Annotated in this window: 21 protein-coding genes and 2 riboswitches; of the genes, 14 read left to right on the top strand and 7 right to left on the bottom strand. The window is 72.3% G+C overall.

Going from position 1 to position 25,708, the window contains the following annotated elements:
* Nucleotides 1-149: 149 nt before the first annotated feature.
* From clsA to ABT247_RS03185, 11 genes are all read left to right on the top strand, one after another.
* Nucleotides 150-770, top strand: coding sequence for a cardiolipin synthase ClsA (clsA, locus tag ABT247_RS03235; protein ID WP_350737092.1), 621 nt, complete (start codon nucleotides 150-152; stop codon nucleotides 768-770).
* 124 nt (nucleotides 771-894) lie between these two features.
* Nucleotides 895-3,390 (top strand): sugar phosphate nucleotidyltransferase, encoded by a 2,496-nt coding sequence (locus ABT247_RS03230; protein ID WP_350737089.1) that lies wholly within the window; start codon nucleotides 895-897, stop codon nucleotides 3,388-3,390.
* A gap of 174 nt (nucleotides 3,391-3,564) precedes the next feature.
* Nucleotides 3,565-4,695, top strand: coding sequence for a DUF881 domain-containing protein (locus tag ABT247_RS03225; protein WP_350737087.1), 1,131 nt, complete (start codon nucleotides 3,565-3,567; stop codon nucleotides 4,693-4,695).
* Nucleotides 4,692-5,024, top strand: coding sequence for a small basic family protein (locus tag ABT247_RS03220; protein ID WP_030062488.1), 333 nt, complete (start codon nucleotides 4,692-4,694; stop codon nucleotides 5,022-5,024). The genes ABT247_RS03225 and ABT247_RS03220 overlap by 4 nt, the downstream gene beginning before the upstream one ends.
* Nucleotides 5,025-5,268: 244 nt before the next feature.
* Nucleotides 5,269-6,303: a DUF881 domain-containing protein gene (locus ABT247_RS03215; protein ID WP_502892372.1), complete on the top strand. Its 1,035-nt coding sequence runs from the start codon at nucleotides 5,269-5,271 to the stop codon at nucleotides 6,301-6,303.
* Nucleotides 6,304-6,868: 565 nt separating this feature from the next.
* Entirely contained in the window at nucleotides 6,869-7,411 is a 543-nt protein-coding gene (locus ABT247_RS03210; protein ID WP_350737084.1) for a double zinc ribbon and FHA domain-containing protein, read from the top strand.
* Nucleotides 7,412-7,590: 179 nt separating this feature from the next.
* Nucleotides 7,591-8,286, top strand: coding sequence for a transcriptional regulator FtsR (ftsR, locus tag ABT247_RS03205; RefSeq protein ID WP_502892371.1), 696 nt, complete (start codon nucleotides 7,591-7,593; stop codon nucleotides 8,284-8,286).
* A gap of 121 nt (nucleotides 8,287-8,407) precedes the next feature.
* Nucleotides 8,408-8,884 carry a bifunctional nuclease family protein gene (locus tag ABT247_RS03200; protein ID WP_030062493.1) on the top strand — a complete coding sequence of 159 codons (477 nt, stop codon included), beginning with the start codon at nucleotides 8,408-8,410 and terminating at the stop codon, nucleotides 8,882-8,884.
* A 241-nt stretch (nucleotides 8,885-9,125) separates the two neighbouring features.
* Nucleotides 9,126-9,770, top strand: coding sequence for a MerR family transcriptional regulator (locus tag ABT247_RS03195; protein ID WP_350737081.1), 645 nt, complete (start codon nucleotides 9,126-9,128; stop codon nucleotides 9,768-9,770).
* A 177-nt stretch (nucleotides 9,771-9,947) separates the two neighbouring features.
* Nucleotides 9,948-10,622, top strand: coding sequence for a SanA/YdcF family protein (locus tag ABT247_RS03190; RefSeq protein ID WP_350737097.1), 675 nt, complete (start codon nucleotides 9,948-9,950; stop codon nucleotides 10,620-10,622).
* 69 nt (nucleotides 10,623-10,691) lie between these two features.
* Nucleotides 10,692-12,104 carry a DNA polymerase IV gene (locus tag ABT247_RS03185; RefSeq protein WP_350737078.1) on the top strand — a complete coding sequence of 471 codons (1,413 nt, stop codon included), beginning with the start codon at nucleotides 10,692-10,694 and terminating at the stop codon, nucleotides 12,102-12,104.
* A 174-nt stretch (nucleotides 12,105-12,278) separates the two neighbouring features.
* Here ABT247_RS03185 and ABT247_RS03180 read toward each other — a convergent pair whose 3' ends face one another.
* Together ABT247_RS03180 and ABT247_RS03175 are read right to left on the bottom strand one after the other, a co-directional pair.
* The gene (locus tag ABT247_RS03180; protein WP_350737075.1) at nucleotides 12,279-13,778 is read right to left on the bottom strand and encodes an MFS transporter; all 1,500 of its coding nucleotides are present in this window, start codon (nucleotides 13,776-13,778) and stop codon (nucleotides 12,279-12,281) included.
* A 165-nt stretch (nucleotides 13,779-13,943) separates the two neighbouring features.
* Complete coding sequence (locus ABT247_RS03175) at nucleotides 13,944-15,017, bottom strand: PRC and DUF2382 domain-containing protein (RefSeq protein ID WP_350737073.1); 1,074 nt, start codon at nucleotides 15,015-15,017, stop codon at nucleotides 13,944-13,946.
* 226 nt (nucleotides 15,018-15,243) lie between these two features.
* Nucleotides 15,244-15,347: riboswitch (glycine riboswitch) on the top strand.
* 1 nt (nucleotide 15,348) lies between these two features.
* A riboswitch (glycine riboswitch) is annotated at nucleotides 15,349-15,481 on the top strand.
* Nucleotides 15,482-15,582: 101 nt separating this feature from the next.
* On the opposite strand from ABT247_RS03175, the gene gcvP reads away from it, so the two are divergent.
* Nucleotides 15,583-18,483: an aminomethyl-transferring glycine dehydrogenase gene (gcvP, locus tag ABT247_RS03170; RefSeq protein ID WP_350737070.1), complete on the top strand. Its 2,901-nt coding sequence runs from the start codon at nucleotides 15,583-15,585 to the stop codon at nucleotides 18,481-18,483.
* Between the two features lie 193 nt (nucleotides 18,484-18,676).
* Here the strand turns inward: gcvP and ABT247_RS03165 are convergent, their stop codons facing one another.
* Both ABT247_RS03165 and ABT247_RS03160 read right to left on the bottom strand, forming a co-directional pair.
* Nucleotides 18,677-18,868 carry a DUF5999 family protein gene (locus ABT247_RS03165; RefSeq protein ID WP_030288352.1) on the bottom strand — a complete coding sequence of 64 codons (192 nt, stop codon included), beginning with the start codon at nucleotides 18,866-18,868 and terminating at the stop codon, nucleotides 18,677-18,679.
* 409 nt (nucleotides 18,869-19,277) lie between these two features.
* Entirely contained in the window at nucleotides 19,278-19,850 is a 573-nt protein-coding gene (locus tag ABT247_RS03160; protein ID WP_350737067.1) for a hypothetical protein, read from the bottom strand.
* 375 nt (nucleotides 19,851-20,225) lie between these two features.
* Between ABT247_RS03160 and ABT247_RS03155 the strand changes: the two genes are divergently transcribed.
* Both ABT247_RS03155 and ABT247_RS03150 read left to right on the top strand, forming a co-directional pair.
* The gene (locus tag ABT247_RS03155) at nucleotides 20,226-21,731 is read left to right on the top strand and encodes a glutamate-cysteine ligase family protein (protein ID WP_350737065.1); all 1,506 of its coding nucleotides are present in this window, start codon (nucleotides 20,226-20,228) and stop codon (nucleotides 21,729-21,731) included.
* 70 nt (nucleotides 21,732-21,801) lie between these two features.
* Nucleotides 21,802-22,596, top strand: a complete 795-nt coding sequence (locus ABT247_RS03150) for a CPBP family intramembrane glutamic endopeptidase (RefSeq protein WP_392902098.1) — start codon at nucleotides 21,802-21,804, stop codon at nucleotides 22,594-22,596.
* Here the strand turns inward: ABT247_RS03150 and ABT247_RS03145 are convergent.
* The 3 genes from ABT247_RS03145 to ABT247_RS03135 all read right to left on the bottom strand — a co-directional run bounded on the left by ABT247_RS03145 (nucleotide 22,574) and on the right by ABT247_RS03135 (nucleotide 25,596).
* On the bottom strand, nucleotides 22,574-23,176 hold the full coding sequence (locus ABT247_RS03145) for an HAD domain-containing protein (protein ID WP_350737059.1): 603 nt from the start codon (nucleotides 23,174-23,176) through the stop codon (nucleotides 22,574-22,576). The two genes, ABT247_RS03150 and ABT247_RS03145, sit on opposite strands and share 23 nt — an antisense overlap.
* A 176-nt stretch (nucleotides 23,177-23,352) precedes the next feature.
* A complete protein-coding gene (locus ABT247_RS03140) occupies nucleotides 23,353-24,054 on the bottom strand; it encodes a dienelactone hydrolase family protein (RefSeq protein WP_350737056.1) in 702 nt (233 codons plus the stop codon).
* A gap of 129 nt (nucleotides 24,055-24,183) precedes the next feature.
* Entirely contained in the window at nucleotides 24,184-25,596 is a 1,413-nt protein-coding gene (locus ABT247_RS03135) for a sugar porter family MFS transporter (protein ID WP_350737053.1), read from the bottom strand.
* Between the last annotated feature and the right edge of the window lie 112 nt (nucleotides 25,597-25,708).

The raw sequence follows: 25,708 nt of genomic DNA, 5'->3' as shown, positions 1-25,708 counted from the left end.
GCCGATGGTACTGCAGGGGGGACCCTGTGGGAGAGTAGGACGCCGCCGAACAATTATTCGAGAGAAGCCCCCGCCGGGTGAACCGGGCGGGGGCTTCTCTGTTGTAGGGTCAACGTGCATTGTCATCACACAGGACAGGAGGCCCCCGGGTGGAGGTCCAGGAGACGCGGGTCCAGACCGATCGCGTCCTCACCATCCCCAACCTGCTGAGCATGGGCCGGCTGGTCGGCGTTCCGCTCTTTCTCTGGCTCATCCTGTGGCCGGCCTTCGGCGGCCCCAACAACGACGGCTGGGCGCTGCTGATCCTGGCGCTCAGCGGAGTCAGCGACTACCTGGACGGAAAGCTCGCCAGGCGGTGGGGCCAGATCAGCCGGGTGGGGCAGTTGCTGGACCCCCTGGCGGACCGGCTCTATGTGCTGTCCACGTTGGTCGGATTGACGTGGCGTGAGATTCTGCCGTGGTGGGTGACGGCGATTCTGCTGGCTCGGGAGGCGTTTATCGCCTCGCTCCTGCCGATTCTGAACAAGCACGGTTACGGGCCGCTACAGGTCAGTTTCCTCGGCAAGGCGGCGACCTTCAATCTGATGTACGCGTTCCCGCTTCTGCTGCTCGGCAGCGTGGACAGCTGGATCGCGCGGCCGGCCGAGGTGGTGAGCTGGGCGTTCATCTGGTGGGGAACCACGCTGTACTGGTGGTCGGCCATTCTTTACGCTGTCCAGGCGCGGCAGATCGTCAAGGCCGGCTCCGCGGCCTCGGCGTCCACGGCCTGAGACGCGAGCTGAGAGAAGTCCCACGTCGTATCGGTGCGTCGGACGGGACCTTCCGGGTAGAGATCCCTCTGGAACGGTTTGATGGACTCGCAGGTCCACCACCGCGAAGGAGGACGCACCCGTAATGAAAGCCGTTGTAATGGCAGGGGGCGAGGGAACCCGACTCCGCCCGATGACCTCCAGCATGCCGAAGCCGCTGCTTCCGGTCGCCAACAGGCCGATCATGGAGCACGTGCTTCGGCTGCTGAAGCGGCACGGCCTCTCCGACACCGTTGTCACCGTCCAGTTCCTGGCCTCACTGGTCAAGAACTACTTCGGTGACGGTGAGGAACTGGGCATGCATCTCACGTATGCCCACGAGGAGACGCCACTAGGCACTGCGGGGAGTGTCAAGAACGCAGAGGACGCGCTCAAGGACGACTCCTTTCTGGTGATCTCCGGTGACGCCCTGACTGACTTCGATCTCTCTGAATTGATCGCCTATCACCGCAGCAAGAACGCTCTGGTCACCGTGTGTCTCACCAGGGTGCCGAACCCCCTGGAGTTCGGCATCACGATCACGGATGACGAGGGGCGCGTCGAGCGTTTCCTGGAGAAACCGACCTGGGGGCAGGTCTTCTCGGACACGGTCAACACCGGTATCTACGTGATGGAGCCCGAGGTCTTCGACTACGTCGCGGCGGGTGAGTCCGTCGACTGGTCGAGCGACGTCTTCCCGCAGCTGCTGAAGGAGGGCAAGCGGGTCTACGGGTACATCGCCGAGGGTTACTGGGAGGACGTGGGCACCCACGAGAGCTACGGCAAGGCCCAGGCGGACGTCCTGGAGGGCAAGGTCGACGTCGAGATCGACGGCTTCGAGATCTCCCCGGGCGTCTGGGTGGCCGAGGGGGCGGAGGTCGACCCCGAGGCCGTCCTGCGCGGCCCGCTGTACATCGGGGACTACGCCAAGGTCGAGGCCGGGGTCGAGCTGCGTGAGCACACGGTGCTGGGCAGCAACGTGGTGGTCAAGCGCGGGGCCTTCCTGCACAAGGCGGTGGTGCACGACAACGTGTACATCGGGCCGCAGAGCAACCTGCGCGGTTGCGTGGTGGGCAAGAACACCGACGTGATGCGGGCCGCGCGGATCGAGGACGGCGCGGTGATCGGCGACGAGTGCCTGATCGGCGAGGAGTCGATCATCGCGGCCAACGTCCGGGTCTACCCGTTCAAGACCATCGAGGCCGGCGCCGTGGTGAACACCTCGGTGATCTGGGAGTCCCGCGGCCAGGAGCACCTGTTCGGGGTCCGCGGGGTCTCGGGCGTCCTGAACGTGGAGATCACCCCGGAGCTGGCCGTCCGGCTGGCCGGTGCGTACGCCACGACGCTGAAGAAGGGCGCCACCGTCACCATCGCGCGTGATCACTCGCGTGGTGCGCGTGCACTCAAACGGGCGATGATCTCGGCGCTGCAGACCTCCGCGATCGACGTCCGCGACCTGGAGAACGTGCCGATGCCGGTGGCCCGGCAGCACACGGCGCGCGGTAGCGCCGGCGGGATTTTCCTGCGGACCACGCCCGGGGTTCCGGACTCGCTGGACATCCTCTTCTTCGACGAGCGCGGTGCGGACCTCTCGCAGGCGGGGCAGCGCAAGCTCGACCGCGTCTACGCGCGCCAGGAGTACCGGCGGGCCTTCCCGGGCGAGATCGGGGACCTGACCTTCCCGTCCAGCGTCTTCGACTCGTACGCGGGCAACCTGCTGCGAACGGTGGACACGACGGGGGTCCGCGAGGCGGGCCTGAAGGTGGTCGTGGACACCGCGCACGGCAGCGCCGGGCTGGTTCTGCCCAGCATCCTCGGCCGGCTCGGGGTCGAGGCGCTCACCGTCTCGAGCGGGCTGGACGAGTCGAGGCCGACCGAGGACGCGGAGGAGCGGCGGGCCGGGCTGGCCAGGCTCGGTGAGCTGGTGGCCTCCTCGCGGGCCGCGTTCGGCGTCCGCTTCGACCCGGTCGGTGAGCGCGTCGCGTTCGTCGACGAGCTGGGTCGGGTGATCGACGACGACCGCGCGCTGCTGGTGCTGCTGGACCTGGTCGCGGCCGAGCGGCGCAGCGGGCAGGTGGCGCTGCCGGTGACGACGACCCGGATCGCCGAGCAGGTCGCGGCGTACCACGGCACCCAGGTCATCTGGACCACGACGACGCCGGACGACCTGGCCAAGGCGGCCTCCGCCGAGGGCACGGTGTTCGGTGGGGACGGGCGCGGCGGCTTCGTGGTGCCCGAGTTCAGCGGTGTGCTGGACGGTGCGGCGGCCTTCGTCCGGCTGGTGGGTCTGGTGGCCCGGACCCAGCTGACGCTGAGCCAGATCGATGCCCGGATCCCGCAGGCGCACATCCGGCGTCGGGACATCGCGACGCCGTGGGCAGCCAAGGGCATGGTCATGCGTTCGGTGGTGGAGGCGGCCGGCAACCGGCGGCTGGACACCACGGACGGTGTCCGGGTCGTCGAGGCGGACGGCCGTTGGACGCTGGTCCTGCCGGACCCGGCGGAGGCGGTCACCCACCTGTGGGCCGAGGGCCCGGACGACGACGCGACCGAGGCGTTGTTGGACGAGTGGGCGGCGGTGGTCGACAGCGCGGGGCGTTGACGGCCTGAGGGGGCGAATGCCCTGATCGGCGGGGCGTGCGGCCGCGAGCCGCGCGCCCCGCTGTCCGTTTTCACACCATTGCGGACCGCCCGTCACTCCCCGTCGTGTGGGCGCCGTGTGTGCAGCTCAGGGGCCGTGCACGGGGCCCTTCGCGCGCATGGGACGATGGTCGGCATGCCAGCGACGCCGACGCCGAGTGCCCCGAACGGACGGTACAACCGTCCGGACGCCTCGATGTCCCTGCTGACGAACGTGATGGACCACAGCCTGGACGAGGGTTACGCCGAGGCGGCCGCCGCGCGGGGTGGCGACCACGACAGCCGGATACCCCGCACCCTGCGGGGGCTGCTCACGCTGGGCGCCGGACTGGCGCTGGTCGGAGCCGTGGTGACGGTCGGCGCGGTGAACGCGCACAAGGCGGAGCCCACCCTCGCCAAGGAGCGGGACGCGTTGATCCACCGGATCAACGACAGCAACGGTTCGGCCGACAAGCTCCAGCAGCAGGTCCAGGACCTGCGGCGCAAGGTCGAGGACGCGCAGCAGCAGGCGTTCCCCTCCGGGGAGGGCGATGCGGGCGGCCTGACCGGCACCGTCGGCCTGGGGGAGGTCACCGGGCCCGGGGTCAGGCTGGTGCTGGAGGACGCCCCGGGGACGGGCGCCGGGGGCAATGTCGACCCGCGCGCCGGGCAGGGCTTCTCCAACAGCGGACGGCTGCGCGACCGCGACCTGCAACTGGTGGTGAACGGCCTCTGGGGCTCGGGTGCGGAAGCCGTCTCGATCAACGGCCAGCGGCTGACCGCACTGTCCGCGATCCGCGCCGCCGGCGAGGCGGTGCTGGTGGACAACCGGCCGCTCGTCCCGCCGTACACCATCCAGGCGATCGGGGACGGTCCGAAGCTCCTCGCCGCCTTCGAGAACGACATGGCCGGGCAGTACCTGCGGCTGTTGCAGGAGAAGTACGGCATCAAGTCGACGCTCTCCGCCCAGAAGAGCCTGACGCTGCCGGCGGCCGTCGGGGTCACGCTGCGGACCGCCCAGCCGCTCACACCGGAGGCCAGTGCCGCACCGGGTGGCTCGCCCACGGCCACGTCGCCGTCGGGCGCGTCGCCCGGTGCGTCGGCCTCGGGCGCCTCGGCCGGGCCGAGCGGTACGGCATCGGGCGGACCCGGCAGCTCCCCCGGAACCTCGGAGAGCCCCGCCGCGTCCGTTTCACCATCCGCGCACAGCGGTGGCCCGACCCCGAAGCGGCGTCCGTCCACCGGATCCACCAAGACCACGACAGGGACAGGAGCAGCTAGATCGTGATTGCCGTACTGGGTCTCGTGATCGGGGTGGTCGTCGGGCTCTTCGTCCAGCCCGAGGTGCCGGACGCCGTCGTGCCGTACCTGCCGATCGCCGTGGTGGCGGCGCTGGACGCGGTGTTCGGCGGTGTCCGGGCGATGCTGGACGGGATCTTCAACGACAAGGTGTTCATCGTCTCGTTCCTGTCGAACGTGGTGGTCGCGGCGCTGATCGTCTTCCTCGGTGACCAGCTGGGCGTCGGTTCGCAGCTGTCCACGGGTGTCGTCGTCGTCCTCGGCATCCGCATCTTCTCGAACGCGGCCGCGATCCGGCGCCATGTCTTCCGTGCCTGAGCCGGGCCGCGAGAAGGCGGCGGAGGAGGAGAAGTCGGACCGGAAGGGCGTCGAGGCGCCCGGTACGGAGGCCGGGGTACCGGACTCCGGGGGCTCCGCTGCCCCGGCCGGGCCCGAGGCCGGGCAGGTCCGGCCGGAGCCGGTGGTACGGCTGACGAAGGACGAGCGCGCGCCGGCTGCGGAGGCCGGGCCGGCGGTCGAGGAGCCGGAGCCCGTCGAGCCGGAGCGCGCCGCGTCGAGGCCCGTGGCCGGGACGGAGACGGCGCCGGAGGCCGCGTCGGAGGCGGCGCCGCAGGACGGAACCGAGCCCGCGCCCGAGCCCGCGCCCGCAGAGCCCCTGCCCACCGGGCCCCTGGCCGCCGTGCCCGCGTCCGTAGAGCCCTTGCCCACCGAGCCCCTGGCCGCCGTGCCCGCGTCCGTAGAGCCCTTGCCCACCGAGCCCGAGGCCGCCGAGCCCGAGGCCGCCGAGCCCGAGGCCGCCGAGCCGGAGGCCGCCGGGGCCGCTGACGCCGCCCAGCCCGAGGCCGACGGGCGCCCGCCCGCGGGGGACCGGCACGCCGGTCGTCGGCGGCTGAAGGCCGCGCTGTGGCCGCCGCGACTCTCGCGCGGCCAGCTGGTGGTGGCGCTGCTGCTGTTCTCGCTCGGGCTGGGCCTGGCGATCCAGGTGCGCTCGACCAACGACCACCACAACCAGCTGCGCGGCGCGCGGCAGGAGGACCTGGTCCGCATCCTCGACGAACTGGACAGCCGTCAGCAGCGTCTCCAACAGGAGAAGGCCGAGCTGGAGCAGTCCCTGGCGAAGTTGGAGAACAGCTCCAACCAGGCCAAGGAGGCCCAGGAGCAGACCAGGAAGAAGATGACGGAACTGGGCGTGCTGGCCGGTACGGTCAAAGCCACTGGTCCGGGCATCGTACTCACGGTCGATGATCCCCAAGGGCAGGTGAAGGCAGATATGCTGCTGGACACCCTGCAGGAACTTCGAGCGGCGGGGGCGGAGGCGATTCAGATCAACGATGTGCGCGTGGTGGTCAACACCTACTTCACCGACCTGTCGGGCGGCGGGGTGCAGATCGACGGGAAGAAGGTCTCGCCGCCCTATCGGTTCACCGTCGTGGGGAACCCGCAGGACCTGACTCCCGCGCTGAACATTCCGGGCGGTGTCGTCCGTACTCTGGAGAGTCACCAGGCTCGGGCGACGATCACCCAGCAGCAGAAGGTGGTCGTGGACGCCCTCGTGGATCCGAAGTCGCCGCAGTACGCCAAGCCGGCTTCGAAGTGACGGGGCGTCCGACGAACGGCCCGTCCCGGGCGGGCGGCACCCGGTGCGGGGTACCGCCGTCGCGTGGGAGAGACTGGTTCGCACCAGTACGCTCCGTAGCACCAACCGCAGCACCAAACGTCGGAGTACCACTCCAGCAGGCCCGGGCCGCAACCGGGCCCGCAGCCTGTCCGAGGTTCTCACCCTGCCCCGCGGGCGGGTCTGTCACACGCAAGGGGATTCGCCCGTGAGTTTCTTCTCGAAGTTGTTCGGTCGCAACAAGGGCCGGGACGCGGCCGCCGTGGAGGCGCCCACCGCTCGGCACCGCCGCTCGGAGGACGAGCCCGCGGTGCCGGGCATGCGCCCCGCCCCCGAGGCCGCGCCCTACGCCGGACAGCAGTTGTACCGGGACGGCGGCGCCGCCCAGTACGCGGGCAATCAGGCGGGCTACGGCGCGTCGGTTGACCCCTCCGGCGACCCGCGCATAGGTTTCCCGTCAGGACCCTCAACCTCTGGTGGAGGGTTTGCCCCGGACCCGTACGCCGGGCACAACCCGTCGGGTGTGCCGCGCCAGGAGGCTGTGAACATGGCTGGCCCCACTCCGTGCCCCAGGTGCGGCAACCAGAACCCGGCCGCGGCCCGCTTCTGTTCCAACTGCGGTACGGCGCTGCGCGGTGGCCCGCTGCCCGAGGGGGCGGCGGAGACCACCTCGACCATCTCGATCTCCGGCCTGGAGTCCCACGACCCCACCGCCACGACCGGCACCGGCACCACGCCGGCCCTCTCGGCCGAGGTGCTGCAGGCGATCGACGCGCTGCCGCCGGGCTCGGCCCTGCTGATCGTGCAGCGCGGCCCGAACTCGGGCAGCCGCTTCCTGCTGGACTCGGACGTCACCACGGCCGGCCGTCACCCGCAGGGCGACATCTTCCTGGACGACGTCACGGTCTCGCGCCGCCACGTGGAGTTCCGCCGCACCCCGTCCGGCTTCAGCGTCGCGGACGTGGGCAGCCTGAACGGCACCTACGTCAACCGGGAGCGGATCGACGAGGTGCCGCTGAACAACGGCGACGAGGTGCAGATCGGGAAGTACCGGCTGGTGTTCTTCGCCGGCCACAACCGGGGGTACTGAAACCAACGTCGGCAGGAGCCCGAGTGAGCAGCGATTCCCCTTCTTCTCTCGGGGCGGCCACCCCCGCGTCGTCGTCCGGTCCGCAGGCGGACCGGGGCGGGCGCGGGGTGGTCGCGGGCCCGCGGCAGCCCGTCCGGTCGGACCGGCCCGCCGGCCGGCGCCGCGGCGGCGACGAACTGCTGAGCATCGGCGCCGTGCTGGCCCACCTGCGTGACGACTTCCCCGAGGTGACCATCTCCAAGATCCGCTTCCTGGAGGCGGAGGGGCTGGTGGAGCCGCAGCGCACGCCCTCGGGGTACCGCAAGTTCAGCCCGGCCGACGTCGAGCGGCTGGCCTACGTGCTGCGGATGCAGCGCGACCACTACCTGCCGCTGCGGGTGATCCGCGAGCACCTGGACGCGATCGAGCGCGGCGAGGCCCCGCCCGCGCTGCCGCCCGCCGCCGATGCCCGGCCGGGGCCGCTGGAGGAGGCCGACCGCGAGCTGGTGGCCCACGCCGACGTCGCCTCGGGCGTCCGGCTGGGGCGCGCCGAACTGCTGGCCGCGGCCGAGGCGGGGGAGCGGGAGCTCGCCGAGTGGGAGTCCTACGGGCTGGTCGCGCCCGGTGCGGACGGCGGTTACGACGGCGAGGCGCTGCAGGTGGCCCGGCTGGTCGCGGAGCTCGGCCGGTACGGGCTGGAGCCCCGGCACCTGAGGGCCATGAAGGCGGCGGCCGACCGGGAGGTCGCGCTGGTCGAGCAGGTGGTGGCGCCGCTGCGGCGGCACCGGAACCCGCAGACCCGGGCCCATGCGGAGGCCACCGCGCGGGAGCTGGCGACGCTGTCCGTGCGGCTGCACGCGGCGATGGTCCAGGCCGGGTTGCGGACCCGCGGATAGCCGCGGGAGCACCGGCCCGACCCACCGGGAGCACCGGCCCGACCCACCGGGTGCACCGCCCTGACCAGCGGCGTCGGCCCTGCGCTTTCATATCCGGGAGTGGAGCCATAGGGTTGCGTGTGTGAATGAGCTCGACGTCGTGGGTGTCCGAGTGGAGATGCCTTCCAACCAGCCGATCGTGCTGTTGCGGGAGGTCGGGGGAGATCGCTACCTGCCGATCTGGATCGGCCCCGGCGAGGCGACCGCGATCGCCTTCGCCCAGCAGGGCATGACTCCGGTGCGCCCGCTGACGCACGACCTGTTCAAGGACGTCCTGGAGGCGCTCGGCCAGCAGCTCACCGAGGTCCGGATCACCGATCTGCGGGAGGGCGTGTTCTACGCCGAGCTGGTGTTCGCCGGCGGCGTCGAGGTCAGCGCCCGGCCGTCCGACGCGATAGCGCTCGCGCTGCGCACCGGCACGCCGATCTACGGGAGCGAGGAGGTGCTCGCCGAGGCGGGCATCGCGATCCCGGACGAGCAGGAGGACGAGGTCGAGAAGTTCCGCGAGTTCCTCGACCAGGTGTCACCCGAGGACTTCGGGGGCGGCGGTCCGCAGTAGCGCGGGTCCGCGGTGGCGCGAGCGGGGCCTGATCGGCCGTTTCCCTCACCGTTTTGCCAAAAACCGTCCATCTACCCACACTAGGGGCACGAAAAACCACTCTCCTGAGTGATGTGGTCTGTCTGCCCCGGCGTGGCGATCGTTGACGGGTCATAGGGGACTGCCTACCGTCAGGAGTGGCTGTCCGGGTGGCCGATGCCCGCAGTCGGGTTGCCCGCAGCACAAGTGGACGGAGGTAGGCATGAGCAGCACCGGCGATGACGCGGCCGCAGGAGGCCTGTGCGCCGTGCACGTACCCCGCACCTCTCGTACCGTGACCGACCTGCCCCGCGTGGGCAGGTTCCCGGCCGTGCAGCCGGGCCAGCCCGCGATCGAGCGGTTGGCGCCGACGTCCGAACTGCTCGGCTTCCGTGGCCCGACGGCCTGCGCGGCGGCCGGCATCACCTACCGCCAGCTGGACTACTGGGCCCGCACCGGACTGCTGGAGCCCAGCGTCCGCACCGCGTACCCGGCGACCAGCCAGCGGCTCTACAGCTTCCGCGACGTCCTGCTGCTCAAGATCGTGAAGCGGCTGCTGGACGCGGGCGTCTCGTTGCAGAACATCCGGGTGGCCGTCGCCCATCTGCAGTCCGCCGACCAGGCCGACCTGGCCGGGCTGACGCTGATGTGCGACGGGGCGACGGTGTACGAGTGCACGACGCCGCAGCAGGTGGTCGATCTGCTGAAGGGCGGTCAGGGGGTGTTCGGCATCGCGGTCGGAGCCGTCTGGCAGGAGCTGGAGCTGACCCTCGGGCGGCTGCACGCGGAGCGGACCGACACCGGCGAGACGCTGGTGGGGCACGACCCGGCGGACGAGCTGGCGCAGCGCCGCAACCGCGCGGTCTGACGAGGCGCCGCCACCCGCGCGGCGACGGTGCGTGACCGGATCTGACGAGGCCGTGGGCCCGGACGGGGAACCGTCCGGGCCCACGGCCTCGTCGTGTTGCCCGGCGGGACGATCGAGGGAGGGCACGTGAGGGTCGGCACCGGGATCTCGGGGCTGCTGCGGCGCCGGGCGGTGGGGATGCGGGCACGGCTGCGGACGCGGCGGACCCAGCGCAGGGTCTTCCAGGTGACGGCGGTGCTCTGCTCGTCGGTGCTGGCACCGAGCGCCTGGCTGTGGATCGCGGCGGGGGACCGGGTCGGCACGGTGGAGAGCGCGCCGTCCGCGCCGGTGGCGGTGGTCTTCGGAGCGGGGCTGGACCAGGGCAGGCCCTCGCCGTACCTCGAGCACCGGCTCACGGCGGCGCTGGACCTGTACCGGGAGGGGAAGGTGCGGGCCGTGCTGGTGACCGGGGACAACGGGCGGGTCTCGTACGACGAGCCGGACGCGATGTACCGGTACCTGACCGAGCACGGGGTACCGCCGGGGCGGGTGGTCCGGGACTACGCCGGCTTCGACACCTGGGACTCCTGCACCCGGGCGCACCGGATCTTCGGGGTGGACCGCGCGGTGCTGGTCAGCCAGGACTTCCACGTCCGGCGGGCGCTGGCGCTGTGCGAGGCGGCCGGCATCCGCTCGTACGCGGTCGGGGTGCCGGAGCCGCACGACGCCACCTGGCTGTACGGCGGACTGCGGGAGGTCGCCGGGGCGGGCAAGGCGGCGGTGAACGCCTGGCTGCGGCCGGACCCGGCACTGCTCGGCCCGCAGGAGGACGGCGTCGCGAAGGCGCTGGCGGAGGCGGCGGAGAGGCGGTAGGCGGCGGCCCGGCCGCCGGCGTCGGCCGGGTTCGCACGCACTGTCGGACCCGTGCGCGATGATCGGCGGGTGCGATCTCTGCCGAGCATCATCCACCTCGACATGGACGCCTTCTTCGCGGCGGTGGAGCAGGCGGCCAAGCCGAGCCTGCGCGGCAAGCCGGTGGTCGTCGGGGGGCTCGGCGGTCGCGGGGTGGTCTCCACGGCCTCCTACGAGGCGCGCAGGTTCGGGGTGCACTCGGCGATGCCGATGGCGCAGGCGCGGCGGCTGTGCCCCAACGCGGCCTTCCTGGCCGGGCGCTTCGAGGCCTACCGGCAGAACAGCGAGATCGTGATGGGGCTGCTGCGGGAGCTGTCGCCGCTGGTGCAGCCGCTCAGTCTGGACGAGGCCTTCGTCGACCTGGAGGCCGGTCCGTACGGCCCGGTACTGGCGGAGGCGGACCACGAGACGGGTGAGCGGCTGGTGCTCGCCCTGGCGGAGGATCTGCGGGCGGACATCCACCGCTCCACCGGGCTGACCGGTTCGGTCGGGGCGGCGGGCTCCAAGCTGATGGCGAAGATCGCCTCCGAGCAGGCCAAGCCGGACGGGCTGGTGCTGATCGAGCCCGGGCAGGAGCGGGCCGTGCTCGGGCCGATGCCGGTCCGGGCGCTGCCCGGGATCGGGCCGGCCACCGAGCAGGTCCTGCGGCGGGCCGGGCTGAGTACGGTGGCGGACCTCGCGGAGGCGGGCGAGGCGGAGTTGGTCGCGCTGCTCGGCCGCGCGCACGGCGCCGGGATCCACCAGATGGCGATAGGGCTGGACGAGCGGCCGGTGGTCGCCGACCAGGACGCGAAGTCGGTCTCGGTGGAGGACACCTACGAGGTGGACCTGGCCGACCGGGACCGGGTGCTGCGCGAGGTGGAGTCGCTCTCGGCGCGGTGCGTGCGGCGGCTGCGGGCGGCGGGGCGCTCCGGGCGGACGGTGGTGCTGAAGGTCCGGCGGTTCGACTTCTCGACGCTGACCCGCTCGGAGACGCTCGGCGGGCCGACCGACGACCCGGCGGTGATCACCGCGATCGCGCGCCGGCTGGCCGAGCAGGTGGACATCACCGGCGGGGTGCGGCTGCTGGGGGTGGGCGTGGCGCAGCTCGCCGACTACACCCAGGAGGACCTGTTCGCGCAGGCGCTGCGGGAGGAGGCGGCGGAGCACGCCGAGGCGGTCGAGGCGGCGGAGGCCGAGCAGGAGCGGGAGGCGGCCGCGGTGCGACGCTGGCTGCCCGGGCAGGACGTCCACCACGCCGAGTTCGGCCCGGGGTGGGTGCAGGGCAGCGGGGTCGGGCGGGTCACCGTACGGTTCGAGACGCCGTGGAGCGGGCCGGGCCGGGTGCGGACCTTCGCGGTCGACGACCCGGCGCTGGAGCCGGCCCGGCCGCTGCCGCTGCGGCGGGTGGCGGACGCGGGCGGGACGCAGGGGGAGGAGGGGCCGCAGCGGCCGGAGGGCTGAGGGGCCCGGGCGGCCCTGCCGGTGGAGGGGGTCGGGACGTGGAACGGCCCCACCCGGTGGGTACCGGGTGGGGCCGTTCACACCGTGCCGGCTCCGCGCGTTCGTGATGCCCTCGCGACGTACGGAGGCCGGGTCCGCGCGCCCTGTCCCTGAGCGCGCGGGCCGGACGCCTCGTCAGGCGTCGGTCTTGACCAGCTGGGTGCTGGAGTCCTGCGGGGCCGAGCCGCCCGGGGCGCCCGGGGCGGCCGCGACCGGCTTGGCGGTGCGGATCAGGAACGGGACGGCACCGGCGACGATGCAGACCACGGCGGTGGCCCAGAACGCGTGCTTGTAGGCGTCCAGGGTGGGCAGCAGCACCGGGATCTTGATCGGGAGCTTCATGGTGTCGCCGGTCAGGATGGCGGTCATCACGGCGGTGCCGATCGCGCCACCAACGGTGCGCAGCACGGAGTTCATGCCGTTGGCGATGCCGCTCTGCTCGACCGGGACGGCGCCGTTGATGAAGGCCGGCATCGCGGCGAAGGCGAGGCCGATGCCGAGGCCGAAGATGGCGGAGGCGGTGTAGATGTCACCCTCGTGGCTGTGACGCAGGGCCAGGTAGGCCATGGCGACGGCGCCGAGGACGCCACCGAGGACCAGCGGCAGGCGGGGGCCGCGGCGGGCGATCAGCACGGCGCCGAGCGGGGCGGCCACCATCGAGCCGATCGCGGACGGCAGCAGCATCACGCCGGCGTGCAGGACGGTCGCGGTGAAGCCGTAGTGGGCCAGCTTCTCCGGGGTCTGGGAGAAGTTGCTGATGACCATGAACGAGCCGTACATGCCGAAGCCGATGAGCAGGCCGGCCAGGTTGGTGAAGGCCACGGCCGGGCGGGACATCATCTTCAGGTCCACCAGCGGGTGCGCGACCTTGGTCTCGATGATCCCCCAGACCAGCGCGACCACGGCGGCGACGGCGAACAGGCCGAGGGTCTTGGTGGAGGTCCAGCCCCAGTGGTTGCCCTGGCTCACCGCGACCAGCAGGGCGGAGAGCCAGCCGGCCAGGGCGAGCGCGCCGAGCGGGTCGGCGCCGCCCTCCTTGTCGGTGACCGGGTCGGACGGGACGCGCAGGGCCACCAGGGCGATCGCGATCAGGCCGAAGGCCAGGCCCATCCAGAAGATCGACTTGTAGTTCCAGTGCTCCAGCAGGAGGCCGGTGGCCACCAGGCCGAGGCCGGAGCCGACGCCCATCGAGGCGCTGATGGCGGCGACGCCGCCGGTCACCTTCTGCTTGGGAAGCTCGTCGCGGACGATGCTGATCGCCAGCGGCATCACGCCACCGCCGGCGCCCTGCAGGACGCGGGCGACGACCAGCCAGGTGAAGGAGTGGGTGCCGGCCGCCAGTGCGGATCCGGCGACCAGGCCGGCCAGCGAGATGAGCAGCATGGGCTTACGGCCCCGGAGGTCGCCGAAGCGGCCCAGCAGGGGAGTCAGCACGGCTGCGGAGAGCAGGTTGGCGGTCATCAGCCAGGTGATGTTGGACGTGGAGACGTCCAGCTCCTTGGCCAGCGAGGGCAGGATCGGGACGACCGCGGTCTGCACCACGCTGAACGACAGCATCGCCAGGATGAGGGCCGGCAGGACCCGGGCGCTGCTCTGCTTCTCGGCCGCGGTGGTGGGCTGTGGTGCCTCACTCACGGTTGCTTCCTCCCGTACATAGTGAATGAACTGAAGTAAATATGCCCGGAGATACTTCAGAGTGTCAAATATCGAGCGGTTAAGCTTTGGCAAAGCGGGGAAGTCCGGGGCACGGCAAGGGCCCCGGAGGGGATCCGGGGCCCTTGGGGGAGGAGGGGCGGGCGGTCAGACCACCGGGCGCGAGCCGTCGGAGCGGGCGCCGTTGGTGACCGGGGCGCTGTCGTCGTGGACCTCGACGTGCTCGCGGCGGAGCTCGTCCTGGACGACCTCCTCGGCGGTGTAGCGCTCGACGACCAGGCGCACCCGCTCGATCGGCGCCAGATACTTGCGCACGACGGGGCGCTCCTCGCGGAGGGTGACCTCCTCGACGTCCTCGGCGATCTCCTTCTCGGTCAGCGCGGCGCGCTCGGCGTCGCTGACCGGCACCCGCTCCACCCGGACCCGCTCGCGGACCACCGGGACGCGGCGCTCGACCTGCTCGCTGGTCACGTACTTGCGCAGCTTCGCGGTGCCCAGGACGTGCCACTCGGTGGTGATGTCGAGCCGCTCCTCGCGGCAGGTGATCTCGACCGGCGCCGTCATGGCCGAGGTGCCGGTGTCGGCGGAAGGCGCGGGCACCGGCGCGGGGGTGGCCGCAGCCGGTGCGGGCTGCGGCTTCGGCTCGAACACGGGAGCGGTCGCCACGGGGGCGGCGGGTGCGGGGGCGGCGAGGGTCGGCACGTGGGTCTCCCGGGCGGTGTCGGTGCCGAGGGCGCCGGGGCCGGCGACCGCGGTGGTCGGGCCCGGCTCGGCGGAGTGGAAGGCGAGCGGCGGGGCGGTCGTGGTGGCGGTCGTGGTCGCCGCCGCCGCGACGGCCGGCGCCGTGCCGAAGTCGAGGTCGGGCTGGGCGGTCCGGCCTGGCTCCTCGCCGGCGGTGCGGGCGTCCACCGGGGTGTCGAGCCCGTAGTAGCGGTAGAGCTGGAGCTCCTGGGCCGGCGACAGGTGCTGGCCCACGCCGAAGTCCGGCGAGTCCTTGACCAGCGACTTGTCGTAGGGGACCCGGAGCTCGTCACCGGAGAACTCGCTCGTGGTGAGGGGGACGAAGGCGTCGCGGCCGAAGATGCCGGTTCGCACGGCGGCCCACTCCGGCTGGCCGGTCGCGTCGTCCAGGTACACCTCGTCGACCGTGCCGATCTTGTCTCCGTTGCGGTCGACCGCCTTGTGGCCGATGAGATCCCGGGGGTCGATGTCGGTCTGCACTCTTTCCTCCAGTCCGCTGCGCCTGCGGAACTCCCGCAGGTACGGCGGTCGGAGCACACCCGTCCCGTCCGCCACTTCACACCAAAAGGCATGAATGGGACCGACGCGACCGGGGTGCGCCGGACGGGCTTCGTGCTGGGCCGTCCGGGGGACGCGCGTAGACCTCGAGTGACCTGACGCACCCGTGATCCGAAGGCCGCCCGCTGGTACCCTGGGCCGCGACCGCCGAACCCGCTCGGGAGAGTCCACGACCGCGAAAACCGCTGGTCGGGGCGCCGAAGGAGCAAACCCTCCCCGGAATCTCTCAGGCATCCGTACCGTGCGGGATAGGTCACTCTGGAAAGCAGGGCAGGATCGCCGGCGCGGGAGCCGACGATCACCACCCTCACCGACGGTGCAAGCCGACGGAGCGCCGACAGCGCGACGTGCGGGCGAAGCTCTCAGGTCCCGATGACAGAGGGGGAGGCCTTTCGGGTTCGCCCGCCCGAGCCGGTCCGCCGTCCGCAGCGGATGGCCGTCGGCGTGCGCGCCCCCGCCGGTCCGTGACCAGGAGGCCTCGACCACCATGAACGCCCAGCCGAACGCGGGACGCCCCATCGGCGCCTCGACCCTCACCGAGCTCGAGTCGGCCAGCCCCTTCGAGAACCGCCACATCGGCCCCGACGCCGCCGCCCAGGAGAAGATGCTGGCGTCCGTCGGCTACGGCTCCCTGGACGAGCTCGCCGCCACCGCCGTTCCCGAGGCGATCCGCTCCATCACCGCCCTGGACCTGCCCGCCGGCCGCAGCGAGGCGCAGGTCCTCGCCGAGCTGCGCGAGCTGGCGGGCCGCAACAAGGTGCTCCAGCCGATGATCGGCCTGGGCTACTACGGCACCTTCACCCCGCCGGTCATCCTGCGCAACGTCATGGAGAACCCGGCCTGGTACACCGCCTACACCCCGTACCAGCCGGAGATCTCCCAGGGCCGCCTGGAGGCGCTGCTCAACTTCCAGACCCTGGTCTCCGACCTGACCGGTCTGCCCACCTCCGGCTCCTCGCTGCTGGACGAGGGCACCGCGGCCGCCGAGGCGATGGCCCTGGCCCGCCGCGTCACCAAGGTCAAGGGCGGCGTCTTCCTGGTCGACGCCGAGACCCTCCCGCAGACCATCGCGGTGATCAACACCCGGGCCGTGCCGACCGGTGTCGAGGTCGTCGTCGCGGACCTGTCCGACGGCATCCCGGCCGAGGTCGCCGAGCGCGGCGTCTTCGGCGTGCTGCTGCAGTACCCGGGCGCCACCGGCGTCGTCCGCGACCTCGCCCCGGTGATCGAGCAGGCGCACGGGCTGGGCGCGGTCGTCGCCGTGGCCGCCGACCTGCTGGCGCTGACCCTGCTGAAGTCCCCGGGCTCGCTGGGCGCCGACATCGCCTGCGGCACCTCGCAGCGCTTCGGCGTGCCGATGGGCTTCGGCGGCCCGCACGCCGGCTACCTGTCGGTGCGCGCGGAGTACGCCCGCTCGCTGCCCGGCCGCCTGGTCGGCGTGTCCGTCGACGCCGACGGCAACCGCGCCTACCGCTTGGCGCTGCAGACCCGCGAGCAGCACATCCGCCGCGAGAAGGCCACCAGCAACATCTGCACCGCCCAGGTGCTGCTCGCCGTGATGGCCTCGATGTACGCGGTCTACCACGGCCCGGACGGCCTGGCCGACATCGCGCGGCGCACCCACCGCTACGCCGCCGCCCTCGCCGAGGGCCTGCGGGCCGGCGGCGTCGAGCTGCTGCACGGCGAGTTCTTCGACACCGTCACCGCCGTCGTCCCGGGCCGCGCCGCCGAGATCGCCGCCGCCGCCCGCACCCACGGCATCAACGTCCACCAGGACGGCGCGGACCGGATCTCCGTCTCCACCGACGAGACCACCACCCGCGAGCACCTGGCCGGCGTCTGGGCCGCGTTCGGCGTCCCCGCCGTCGAGATCGCCGAGGCCGCCGAGGCGCTGCCCGCCGCGCTGCTGCGCGAGGACGAGTACCTCACCCACCCGGTCTTCCACAGCCACCGCTCGGAGACCGCCATGCTGCGCTACCTGCGCCGCCTGTCGGACCGGGACTACGCGCTCGACCGCGGCATGATCCCGCTGGGCTCCTGCACCATGAAGCTCAACGCGACCACCGAGATGGAGGCCGTCACCTGGCCGGAGTTCGGCCAGCTGCACCCCTTCGCGCCGATCGACCAGGCCCAGGGCTACCTCACCCTGATCCGCCAGCTGGAGCAGCAGCTGGTCGAGGTCACCGGCTACGACGCCGTCTCGATCCAGCCGAACGCCGGCTCCCAGGGCGAGCTGGCCGGCCTGCTGGCCGTCCGCGCCTACCACCAGGCGAACGGCGACACCCAGCGCGACGTCTGCCTGATCCCGTCCTCCGCGCACGGCACCAACGCCGCCTCCGCGGTGATGGCCGGCATGCGCGTGGTCGTGGTGAAGACCCTGGTCGACGGCGACGTGGACGTCGAGGACCTGAAGGCCAAGATCGAGCAGCACCGCGACAACCTGTCCGTGCTGATGGTCACCTACCCGTCCACCCACGGCGTGTACGAGACCCAGATCACCGAGATCTGCGCCCTGGTGCACGAGGCCGGTGGCCAGGTCTACGTGGACGGCGCCAACCTGAACGCCCTGGTCGGCCTGGCCAAGCCGGGCAAGTTCGGTGCGGACGTCTCGCACCTGAACCTGCACAAGACCTTCTGCATCCCGCACGGCGGCGGCGGCCCGGGCGTCGGCCCGGTCGCGGTGCGCGCCCACCTGGCGCCGTACCTGCCGAACCACCCGCTGCAGGAGGAGGCCGGCCCGGCCACCGGTGTCGGCCCGATCTCGGCCGCGCCGTGGGGCTCGGCGGCGATCCTGCCGATCTCCTGGGCGTACGTCCGGCTGATGGGCGGCGAGGGCCTGAAGCACGCCACCCAGGTCGCGGTGCTGAACGCCAACTACATCGCCAAGCGGCTCGCGCCGCACTTCCCGGTGCTCTACACCGGCCCGGGCGGCCTGGTCGCGCACGAGTGCATCATCGACCTGCGTCCGCTGACCAAGGAGACGGGCGTGACGGTGGACGACATCGCCAAGCGCCTGATCGACTACGGCTTCCACGCGCCGACGATGTCCTTCCCGGTGGCCGGCACGCTGATGATCGAGCCGACCGAGTCCGAGGACCTGCACGAGATCGACCGGTTCTGCGACGCGATGATCGAGATCCGGGCCGAGATCGAGAAGGTCGGCTCGGGCGAGTGGGCGGCCGAGGACAACCCGCTGCGCAACGCCCCGCACACCGCCGCCGCCCTGGCCGGCAACTGGGCGCACGGCTACTCGCGGCAGGAGGCGGTCTTCCCGGCGGGCGTGAACCCGGCGGACAAGTACTGGCCGCCGGTGAGCCGGATCGACGGCGCGTACGGCGACCGCAACCTGGTCTGCTCCTGCCCGCCGCTGGACGAGTACGGCGTCTGATCCCGCGGACGCGGACGAAGAGGGGCAGGGCCCCGGCAGAACGTTTCTGCCGGGGCCCTGCCCTGTGCGCTGTCCGGTCGGCGGCCACCCCGTCGGGCGGTGCCGGGGCCCATGGCCACCGGTCGTACGGTTGCGGCGGTACGGGTCGGGCCGGTCGGGCCCCGGCACCGGGTCGACCCGGCGCCGGGAGGCCTCAGGCCGCGTGGGCGACGGGGCGGCGCGGGGCGATCACCCGGCCGTCGGGCAGCAGCTCTCCGGTGTCCTCGAACAGGACGACGCCGTTGCAGAGCAGGCTCCAGCCCTGCTCAGGGTGGCAAGCCACCGGCACGGCCGCCTCGCGGTCCTCGGACTCGGCCGTCGGGCACTCAGGACGGTGCTGGCACATACGCGTACCCTCGCTTCGCTCTGCGATCCTCCCCGTGGTGCGGTCCCGGAGGGTTGCTGCCGTCCGGGGCCGCCGCGGTAGTCGGATCCTGTCCGCAACGCCGGCCAGGTGTGGACCGGCGTTCAAGTGGGTAGGACAGGTGGTCCTTCCACGCTGGTTCCCAGTGTCGGCATCTGCGGACGCGCGCGCAGCGATTTCGTGACATGCGCCACAAGTCCCGGGCAGAGATCACCCGTTCAGGTGGGGCCCGGGGGAGAAAGCGCACCGACGGGTCAGCCGTGACATGGCCCGGTGGGGCCATTGCGGATGGCCCGCCCAGGTGGTGGCCGTTCGGGTGAGGCCGCCGGGGCGCGCACGGCGAAGGGCCGCCGGGCGGGGTGACCCGGCGGCCGGTGCGGCGGGGCCGCTCTCAGGTGGAGCCGAGCAGCAGCGGCCGGGAGAGCGGGGTGCGGGCGAGCAGCGGCAGCAGCTCGGCGGCCGGGTGGGCGCGGTGCGCGGTGACGCCGAGCGGAGCCGGGGCGAGCGGGATCAGCAGGTCGTCGCCCGGGTCGGCGTCGGGGCCGTGCAGCCAGAGCGCCGTCGCGTACTGGCCCGGGAAGGTGAGCAGCCGGGGCTGGCAGCGGACGCGGGAGCTCTGGGCGAGCTGCCAGGCCTCGCGCAGCGCCCGGACGGTCGAGGAGAGGTAGGGGCCGGCGGTGAAGTGGGAGAAGGTGTGGCCCTCGGCGCTCTGCACCACCTCCGCGGCGGCGGCCACCTCGGCGCCGTCCTTGATCAGGAAGCGCCAGCCGGTCCTCCGGGCGGCGGTGAGCTCGGGGCGCGGGCCGTCCAGGACGTGCACCGCGAGCGGATGCGCGGGGAGCAGTGGTCCGGTCGGGTGACGCAGGGCTGCGGCGGCGGGTTGGCGCAGCGCGGCGTCCGAGTCGAGCGCGGCCAGGACCGCGCGCAGGGCACTCGGTGGGGGCTGGGGGGTTTGCAGGGTCATGGCGGGGTCCGCCTCTCCAAGCGAGATCGGCGTGCGAGTGCGGCATACCGGCGTGGCGCGGTGCGTCGTCGGTGACGGGCCTGGCCGTGTCCGGTTGTGCAGGATCGCGGAGCCGGCGCGGTCGCCGCCGTCGAGGAGTGCCTCGGGGCGGGAGAAGACCGGCCGGAGCGCAGTGCGGATTCCTCGAATTCATCGAACAAATGCGCAGGGTGATCTGTTTATCACAGGCTGTGGCGCCGGGCAAGTCCACAGATGCTCTGAATAAGCGTCAGTTCCCTTTCATTGCAAGCCAGTACAAGCATTCGGGTATCGATCTTCGGGGTGGGCATGATGCTGGCACGGTCGGACGGCCGGGTGGGTCAGGAGGAGGGGACCGTGGGCGAGAAGGTCGTGGCGACTCGGGCGGATCTGGCGGACCGGCAGCAGTACCGGCTCAAGCTCCAGGCCTGCCTCGACGCGCTCGGGCGGATGCTGCGCGAGAACCGATTCGACCGGCCCCGGGCGGTGATGGGCCTGGAGATCGAGCTCAACCTGGCCGACGACCAGGGTCTGCCGGTGATGCGCAACGCCCAGGTGCTCAGCGCGATCGGGTCCAGCGACTTCCAGACCGAGCTGGGCCAGTTCAACATCGAGGTCAACATCGTGCCGCACCGGCTCTGCGGGCACGTCTTCGAGGAACTGCGGGAGGAGATCGACACCGGGCTGCGCTACGCGGACCGGCGCGCGGCCGAGGCCGGCGCCCGGATCGTCATGGTGGGCATCCTGCCGACCCTGGAGCACGACCACACCGGGCTGGACGCGATGAGCCACAACCAGCGGTACAGCCTTCTCAGCGACCAGATACTGGCCGCCCGCGGCGAGGACATCGCGCTGGACATCGAGGGCGTCGAGCACCTCCAGCTCGAGTCGATCACCATGGTGGCGGAGGCCGCCGCGACCTCGCTGCAACTGCACCTGCAGGTGACGCCGGAACGGTTCTCCTCGGTGTGGAACGCCGCCCAGGCGATCTGCGGCCCCCAGCTGGCGATGGGTGCGAACTCCCCGTTCCTGTTCGGGCGGGAGCTGTGGCGGGAGACCCGCCCGGTGCTGTTCCAGCAGGCCTGCGACACCCGTTCGGCCGAACTCAAGGCCCAGGGCGTGCGCCCGATCACCTGGTTCGGCGAGCGCTGGGTGGACTCGGTGTACGACCTGTTCGAGGAGAACCTGCGCTACTTCCCGGGACTGCTGCCGATCTGTGACGACGAGGACCCGATGAAGGTGCTGACCTCCGGTGGGGCGCCCCGGCTGTCCGAGATGCGGCTGCACAACGGCACCATCTACCGGTGGAACCGGCCGATCTACGACGTCTCGGGCGGGGTGGCGCACCTGCGGGTGGAGAACCGGGTGCTGCCGGCCGGGCCGACGGTGGCCGACACCCTGGCCAACGCCGCCTTCTACTACGGGCTGGTGCGGGTGCTCGCCGAGCAGCCCCGGCCGGTCTGGACCCGGCTGCCCTTCGAACGGGCGGACGAGAACTTCCGCCAGGGCGCCCGGTACGGCATCGACGCGGTGTTCCAGTGGCCGCGCTCCGGCCGGGCCGGCCGCAGCGGGGGGCTGCAGACGATCTCCGCCGTCGACCTGGTGCTGAACGAGCTGCTGCCGATGGCCCACCAGGGGCTGGACGAGTGGGGCGTGGAGCCCGCCGACCGGGACCGCTACCTGGGGATCATCGAACAGCGCTGTCTGCGCCGCACCAACGGCGCGGCCTGGCAGAGCGCCACCTTCCACCGGCTGCGCGAGCAGTACGGGATGGACCGGCCGGCCGCGCTCGCCGCGATGACCAGGCGCTACGCCGAGCACATGCGCGGCGGCGAGCCGGTCCACACCTGGCCGGTGGGCTAGCCCGGCCGCTGTGTCAGGATGATCGCTCCGGCGGTCGGCCGACGGCCGGAGCGACCGCCCGCCCGCTGGAGTGCCCGTGACCACCCGCCCGACCGCGCCGGAGACCGAGCAGCCCACCCGCCGGCTGCTCGGCGCGGAACTGCTGATCGTCCTCGGGCTCTCCCTCGGGGCCAGCGGGATCAGCGCGCTGATCAGCTTCGCGGGGTCGCTCACCGAACCGCTCCAGCTCGGCCAGCAGGTCGCCACGCTGAACGGCTCGCGCGCGCCCGGGCGGCCCTGGCTGGACCTGCTGTGGCAGCTGTACTACATCGGGCGGGGCCTGATGCCCGTGGTGCTGGTCGGCTACCTGCTGGTGCGCGAGGGCACGTCGCTGAAGGTGCTGGGCTTCGACCTCGGGCGCAAACTCGGCGACCTCGGCCGGGGAGCGGCCGTCGCTGCGGCGGTCGGAGGCTGCGGACTGGCCCTGTACCTGGCCTCGCAGGCGGCCGGGTACAACCTGACGGTCGCGCCCTCCGGGCTGCCGGACGTGTGGTGGCGGGTGCCGGTGCTGGTGCTGTCGGCCTGGCAGAACGCGATCCTGGAGGAGGTCGTGGTCCTCGGCTACCTGCTGCGCCGACTGGGGCAGCTGGGGTGGTCCTGGCCGGCGGCGCTGGTGGCGAGTTCGGTGCTGCGCGGCTCGTACCACCTGTACCAGGGGGTCGGCGGGCTGGTCGGCAACATGGTGATGGGGGCGGTGTTCTGCCTGCTGTACCGGCGCTGGGGGCGGGTGATGCCGCTGGTGGCGGCGCACGCGCTGATCGACACGGTGGCCTTCGTCGGGTACGCGCTGCTCGCCGGGCACGTCAGTTGGCTGCCGACCCCCTGACGGTCGGTCCGCCGGGCGCAGATCCGTCGGCCGCGGATCGACCGGCCGCGGCTCGGCCGGCTGCGGATCCGCCGAACGTCGGCGGCTGGGGGCGCGGCGGCCGGGCGAGCAGCCGGTCGACGTGCCGGCGCTCCAGGCCCTGGCCCGGGTCGATCGGCAGCAGCAGCCGGTCGCGGCGCCAGAGCGACGTGCGGACCAGCCGGGGCGGGATCACGTCGTCCACCCAGGCGAACGGACGGCCCCCGGCGTAACGCAGCAGCGGCGCCCACTTGCGGGCGGAGAACAGCTCCATCAGCGGGACGCGCGGATCGTCGGGCTGCGGGACGTAGCCGGTGAAGCGCACGAAGGGCAGCGGGTCCAGGCCGATCGCCGGGGCGATGTGGGTGTTGGCGTGCTCCTCCCAGGTGGTGGCCCAGACCAGCTCGTACGCACCGGCCAGTTCGCGCAGCCACCGGCCGTGCCTGGCGGAGAGCAGGACGGCGTAACCGAGCAGGGTGTGGGAGTCGAACCCGGCGTCCGGGTGCGGACAGACCGGGTTCAGCACCCCGTCGACGTCCAGGAACAGCAGCGGCTTCGGCACCGGTGGCCCCCCAAGTGGATGGTGTGTCCTACCCGGTCGGACGAACCAGCAGCACCAGTGGTTGCTCTCCGGCGGGCGCACGCGGGGCGCACAGGGCGCTCACGACGCGGGCGCGGGCACGCGGCCGGGCTCCGTTGCGTCCGGGGTGCCGCGGTCGGCCGCCGGGCGGCGCGGCGTCAGCCGAGGTGGCCGTGGAGGAAGGTGACCGTGCGGCGCCAGGCGATCCTGGCCTGCAGGGGGTCGTAGGTGCCGAGGATGTTCTCGTCGTTCATGAAGGCGTGTCCGGCCGGGTAGAAGTGGAACTCGGGGCGGACGTCGGTGGCCTCGCCGATCCGGATCGCGGCCTCGTCCACGGCGGCCATCGGGATCGAGCCGTCGAGCTCGCCGAAGTGCCCGAGGACGTGGGCCGTCAGACCGCGGTAGTCGAACTCCGGGTCGGGCGGGAGCCCGTAGAAGGAGACGGCGGCGGCCACCTCGTCCCCGCACCGGGTGGCGAGCAGTAGGGCGAAGCCGCCGCCCATGCAGAAGCCCACCGTGCCGACCGCGTCACCGACCACGCCGTCCAGGGACAGCAGGTGGTCGACGGCGCCCGAGAGGTCCTGGACGGCCCGTTCGACCGGCAGCTCCCGTTTGAGGCGGGCGGCCTCGGCGCGGTCGTGGGTGGTGGCGCCGCCGAACAGGTCGGGGGCGAGCACCGTGAACCCCTCGGCGGCGAAGCGGTCGGCCATGTCCGCGACGTGCGAGGTGAGGCCCCACCACTCCTGCACCACCACCAGGCCCGGCCCGACCCCCTGCGGAGGACGGGCCAGGTACCCGTGAGCGGTGCGGCCGCCGCTCGGGAAGGTGACGTTCTGCCGGGAGCCGCGCTCGTCGGGCATGGCTTCCTCTCGGTGGGGTCGGGCCGCGTTCGGCGGGGGCTCGTGCGGTGGGGGCGTGCGGTGTGAGGCGCGCGCGCCGAGGGGTGCGTGCGGTGGTGGTGCGTGCCATGGCGGTGCGGGGGCGGTTGCTCAGCCCATCTCCTCCAGGGCGCGGCCCTTGGTCTCCTTGATGCAGAAGGCCACGAACGGGATGGAGAGCAGCGCGAAGGCCGCGTAGATGACGTACGTCGCGGCGAGGTTCCAGTCGGCGAGGTCCGGGAAGCTGACGGTGATCGCCCAGTTGGCGATCCACTGGGCGGAGGCGGCGACCGACAGGGCCAGCGCCCGGATCCGGTTGGGGAACATCTCGCCGAGCAGCACCCAGACCACCACGCCCCAGGAGAAGGCGAAGCAGAGCACGAAGACGTGCGCGGCGACCAGGGCGACGGTGGCGTGGGTGTTGTCGAGGGTGGCGGTGTCGCCCGTGCCGTGCCGGTAGGAGAACGCCCAGGCGGCCGCGCCCAGCGCGAGCGCCATGCCGGTGGAGCCGGCCAGGGCCAGTGGCTTCCGGCCGATCCGGTCCACCAGGGCCATCGCGATCACCGTGCCGATCACGTTGATGATCGACGTGGAGAGGCTGATCAGCAGCGAGTTGGACTCGTTGATGCCGACCGACTGCCAGAGGAAGGAGGAGTAGTAGAAGATCACGTTGATGCCGACGAACTGCTGGAACACCGAGGCGCCGATGCCGACCCAGACGATCGGCAGCAGGCCGAAGCGGCCGCCCAGCAGGTCCCGCGGCCGGGGCTTGCGGGTGGACGCCAGCACCGCGCGGATCTCCGCCACCCGGGCGTCCAGGTCGACGTCCTCGCCCTCGACCTCGACCAGCACCTTGCGGGCCTGCGCCTCGCGGTGGTCGGCGATCAGGTAGCGGGGGGACTCCGGGATGGCCAGCGCCATCAGCCCGTACACCAGGGCCGGGATCGTCTCGACGCCGAGCATCCACTGCCAGGCCTGGACGCCGCCGAGGTGGTTGGTCGACTCGCCGCCGGCGGCCTGGTTGAGCGCCCAGTTGGCGAGCTGGGAGACGGTGATGCCGAGCACGATCGCCATCTGCTGGAAGGAGGCGAGCCGGCCGCGGTAGGCGGTCGGGGCCACCTCGGCGATGTAGGTGGGCGCGATCACCGAGGCGATGCCGATGGCGATGCCGCCGATCACGCGCCAGCAGGCCAGCGCCTCGATGTTCGGCGGGAACATCGAGCCGATGCCGCTGGCCGCGAACAGCACGGCGGCCAGCAGCATCGTGCGTACCCGGCCGAAGTGGTCGGCCAGCCGGCCGGCGACCACCGCGCCGACGGCCGAGCCGAGCAGCGCGATGGCCACGACGAAGGCGGTGGTGCCGTGGCCCACCGCGAAGTGCTTCTGGATGCCCGTCACCGCACCGTTGATCACCGCGCTGTCGTAGCCGAACAGGAAGCCGCCCATGGCGGCCGCCGCGGAGATGAACACCACGTGCCCGAGGTGGGCCTCGCCCGAGGCCCGCTGATGGTGGACTGTGGACACACACGCTCCCCGAGGTCGACGGGCCCGCACCGACGGCTGGGCAGGGCTCGTCTCACATTCGAGCAGTGCGGCGGTCCACCCGCCTCAGTTGAGGGCCGAACGGGTGATGCGG

The organism is Kitasatospora sp. NPDC001539 (assembly GCF_040298565.1).
Classification (GTDB): domain Bacteria; phylum Actinomycetota; class Actinomycetes; order Streptomycetales; family Streptomycetaceae; genus Kitasatospora.
This window is presented reverse-complemented; position numbering and strand designations above follow the sequence as displayed.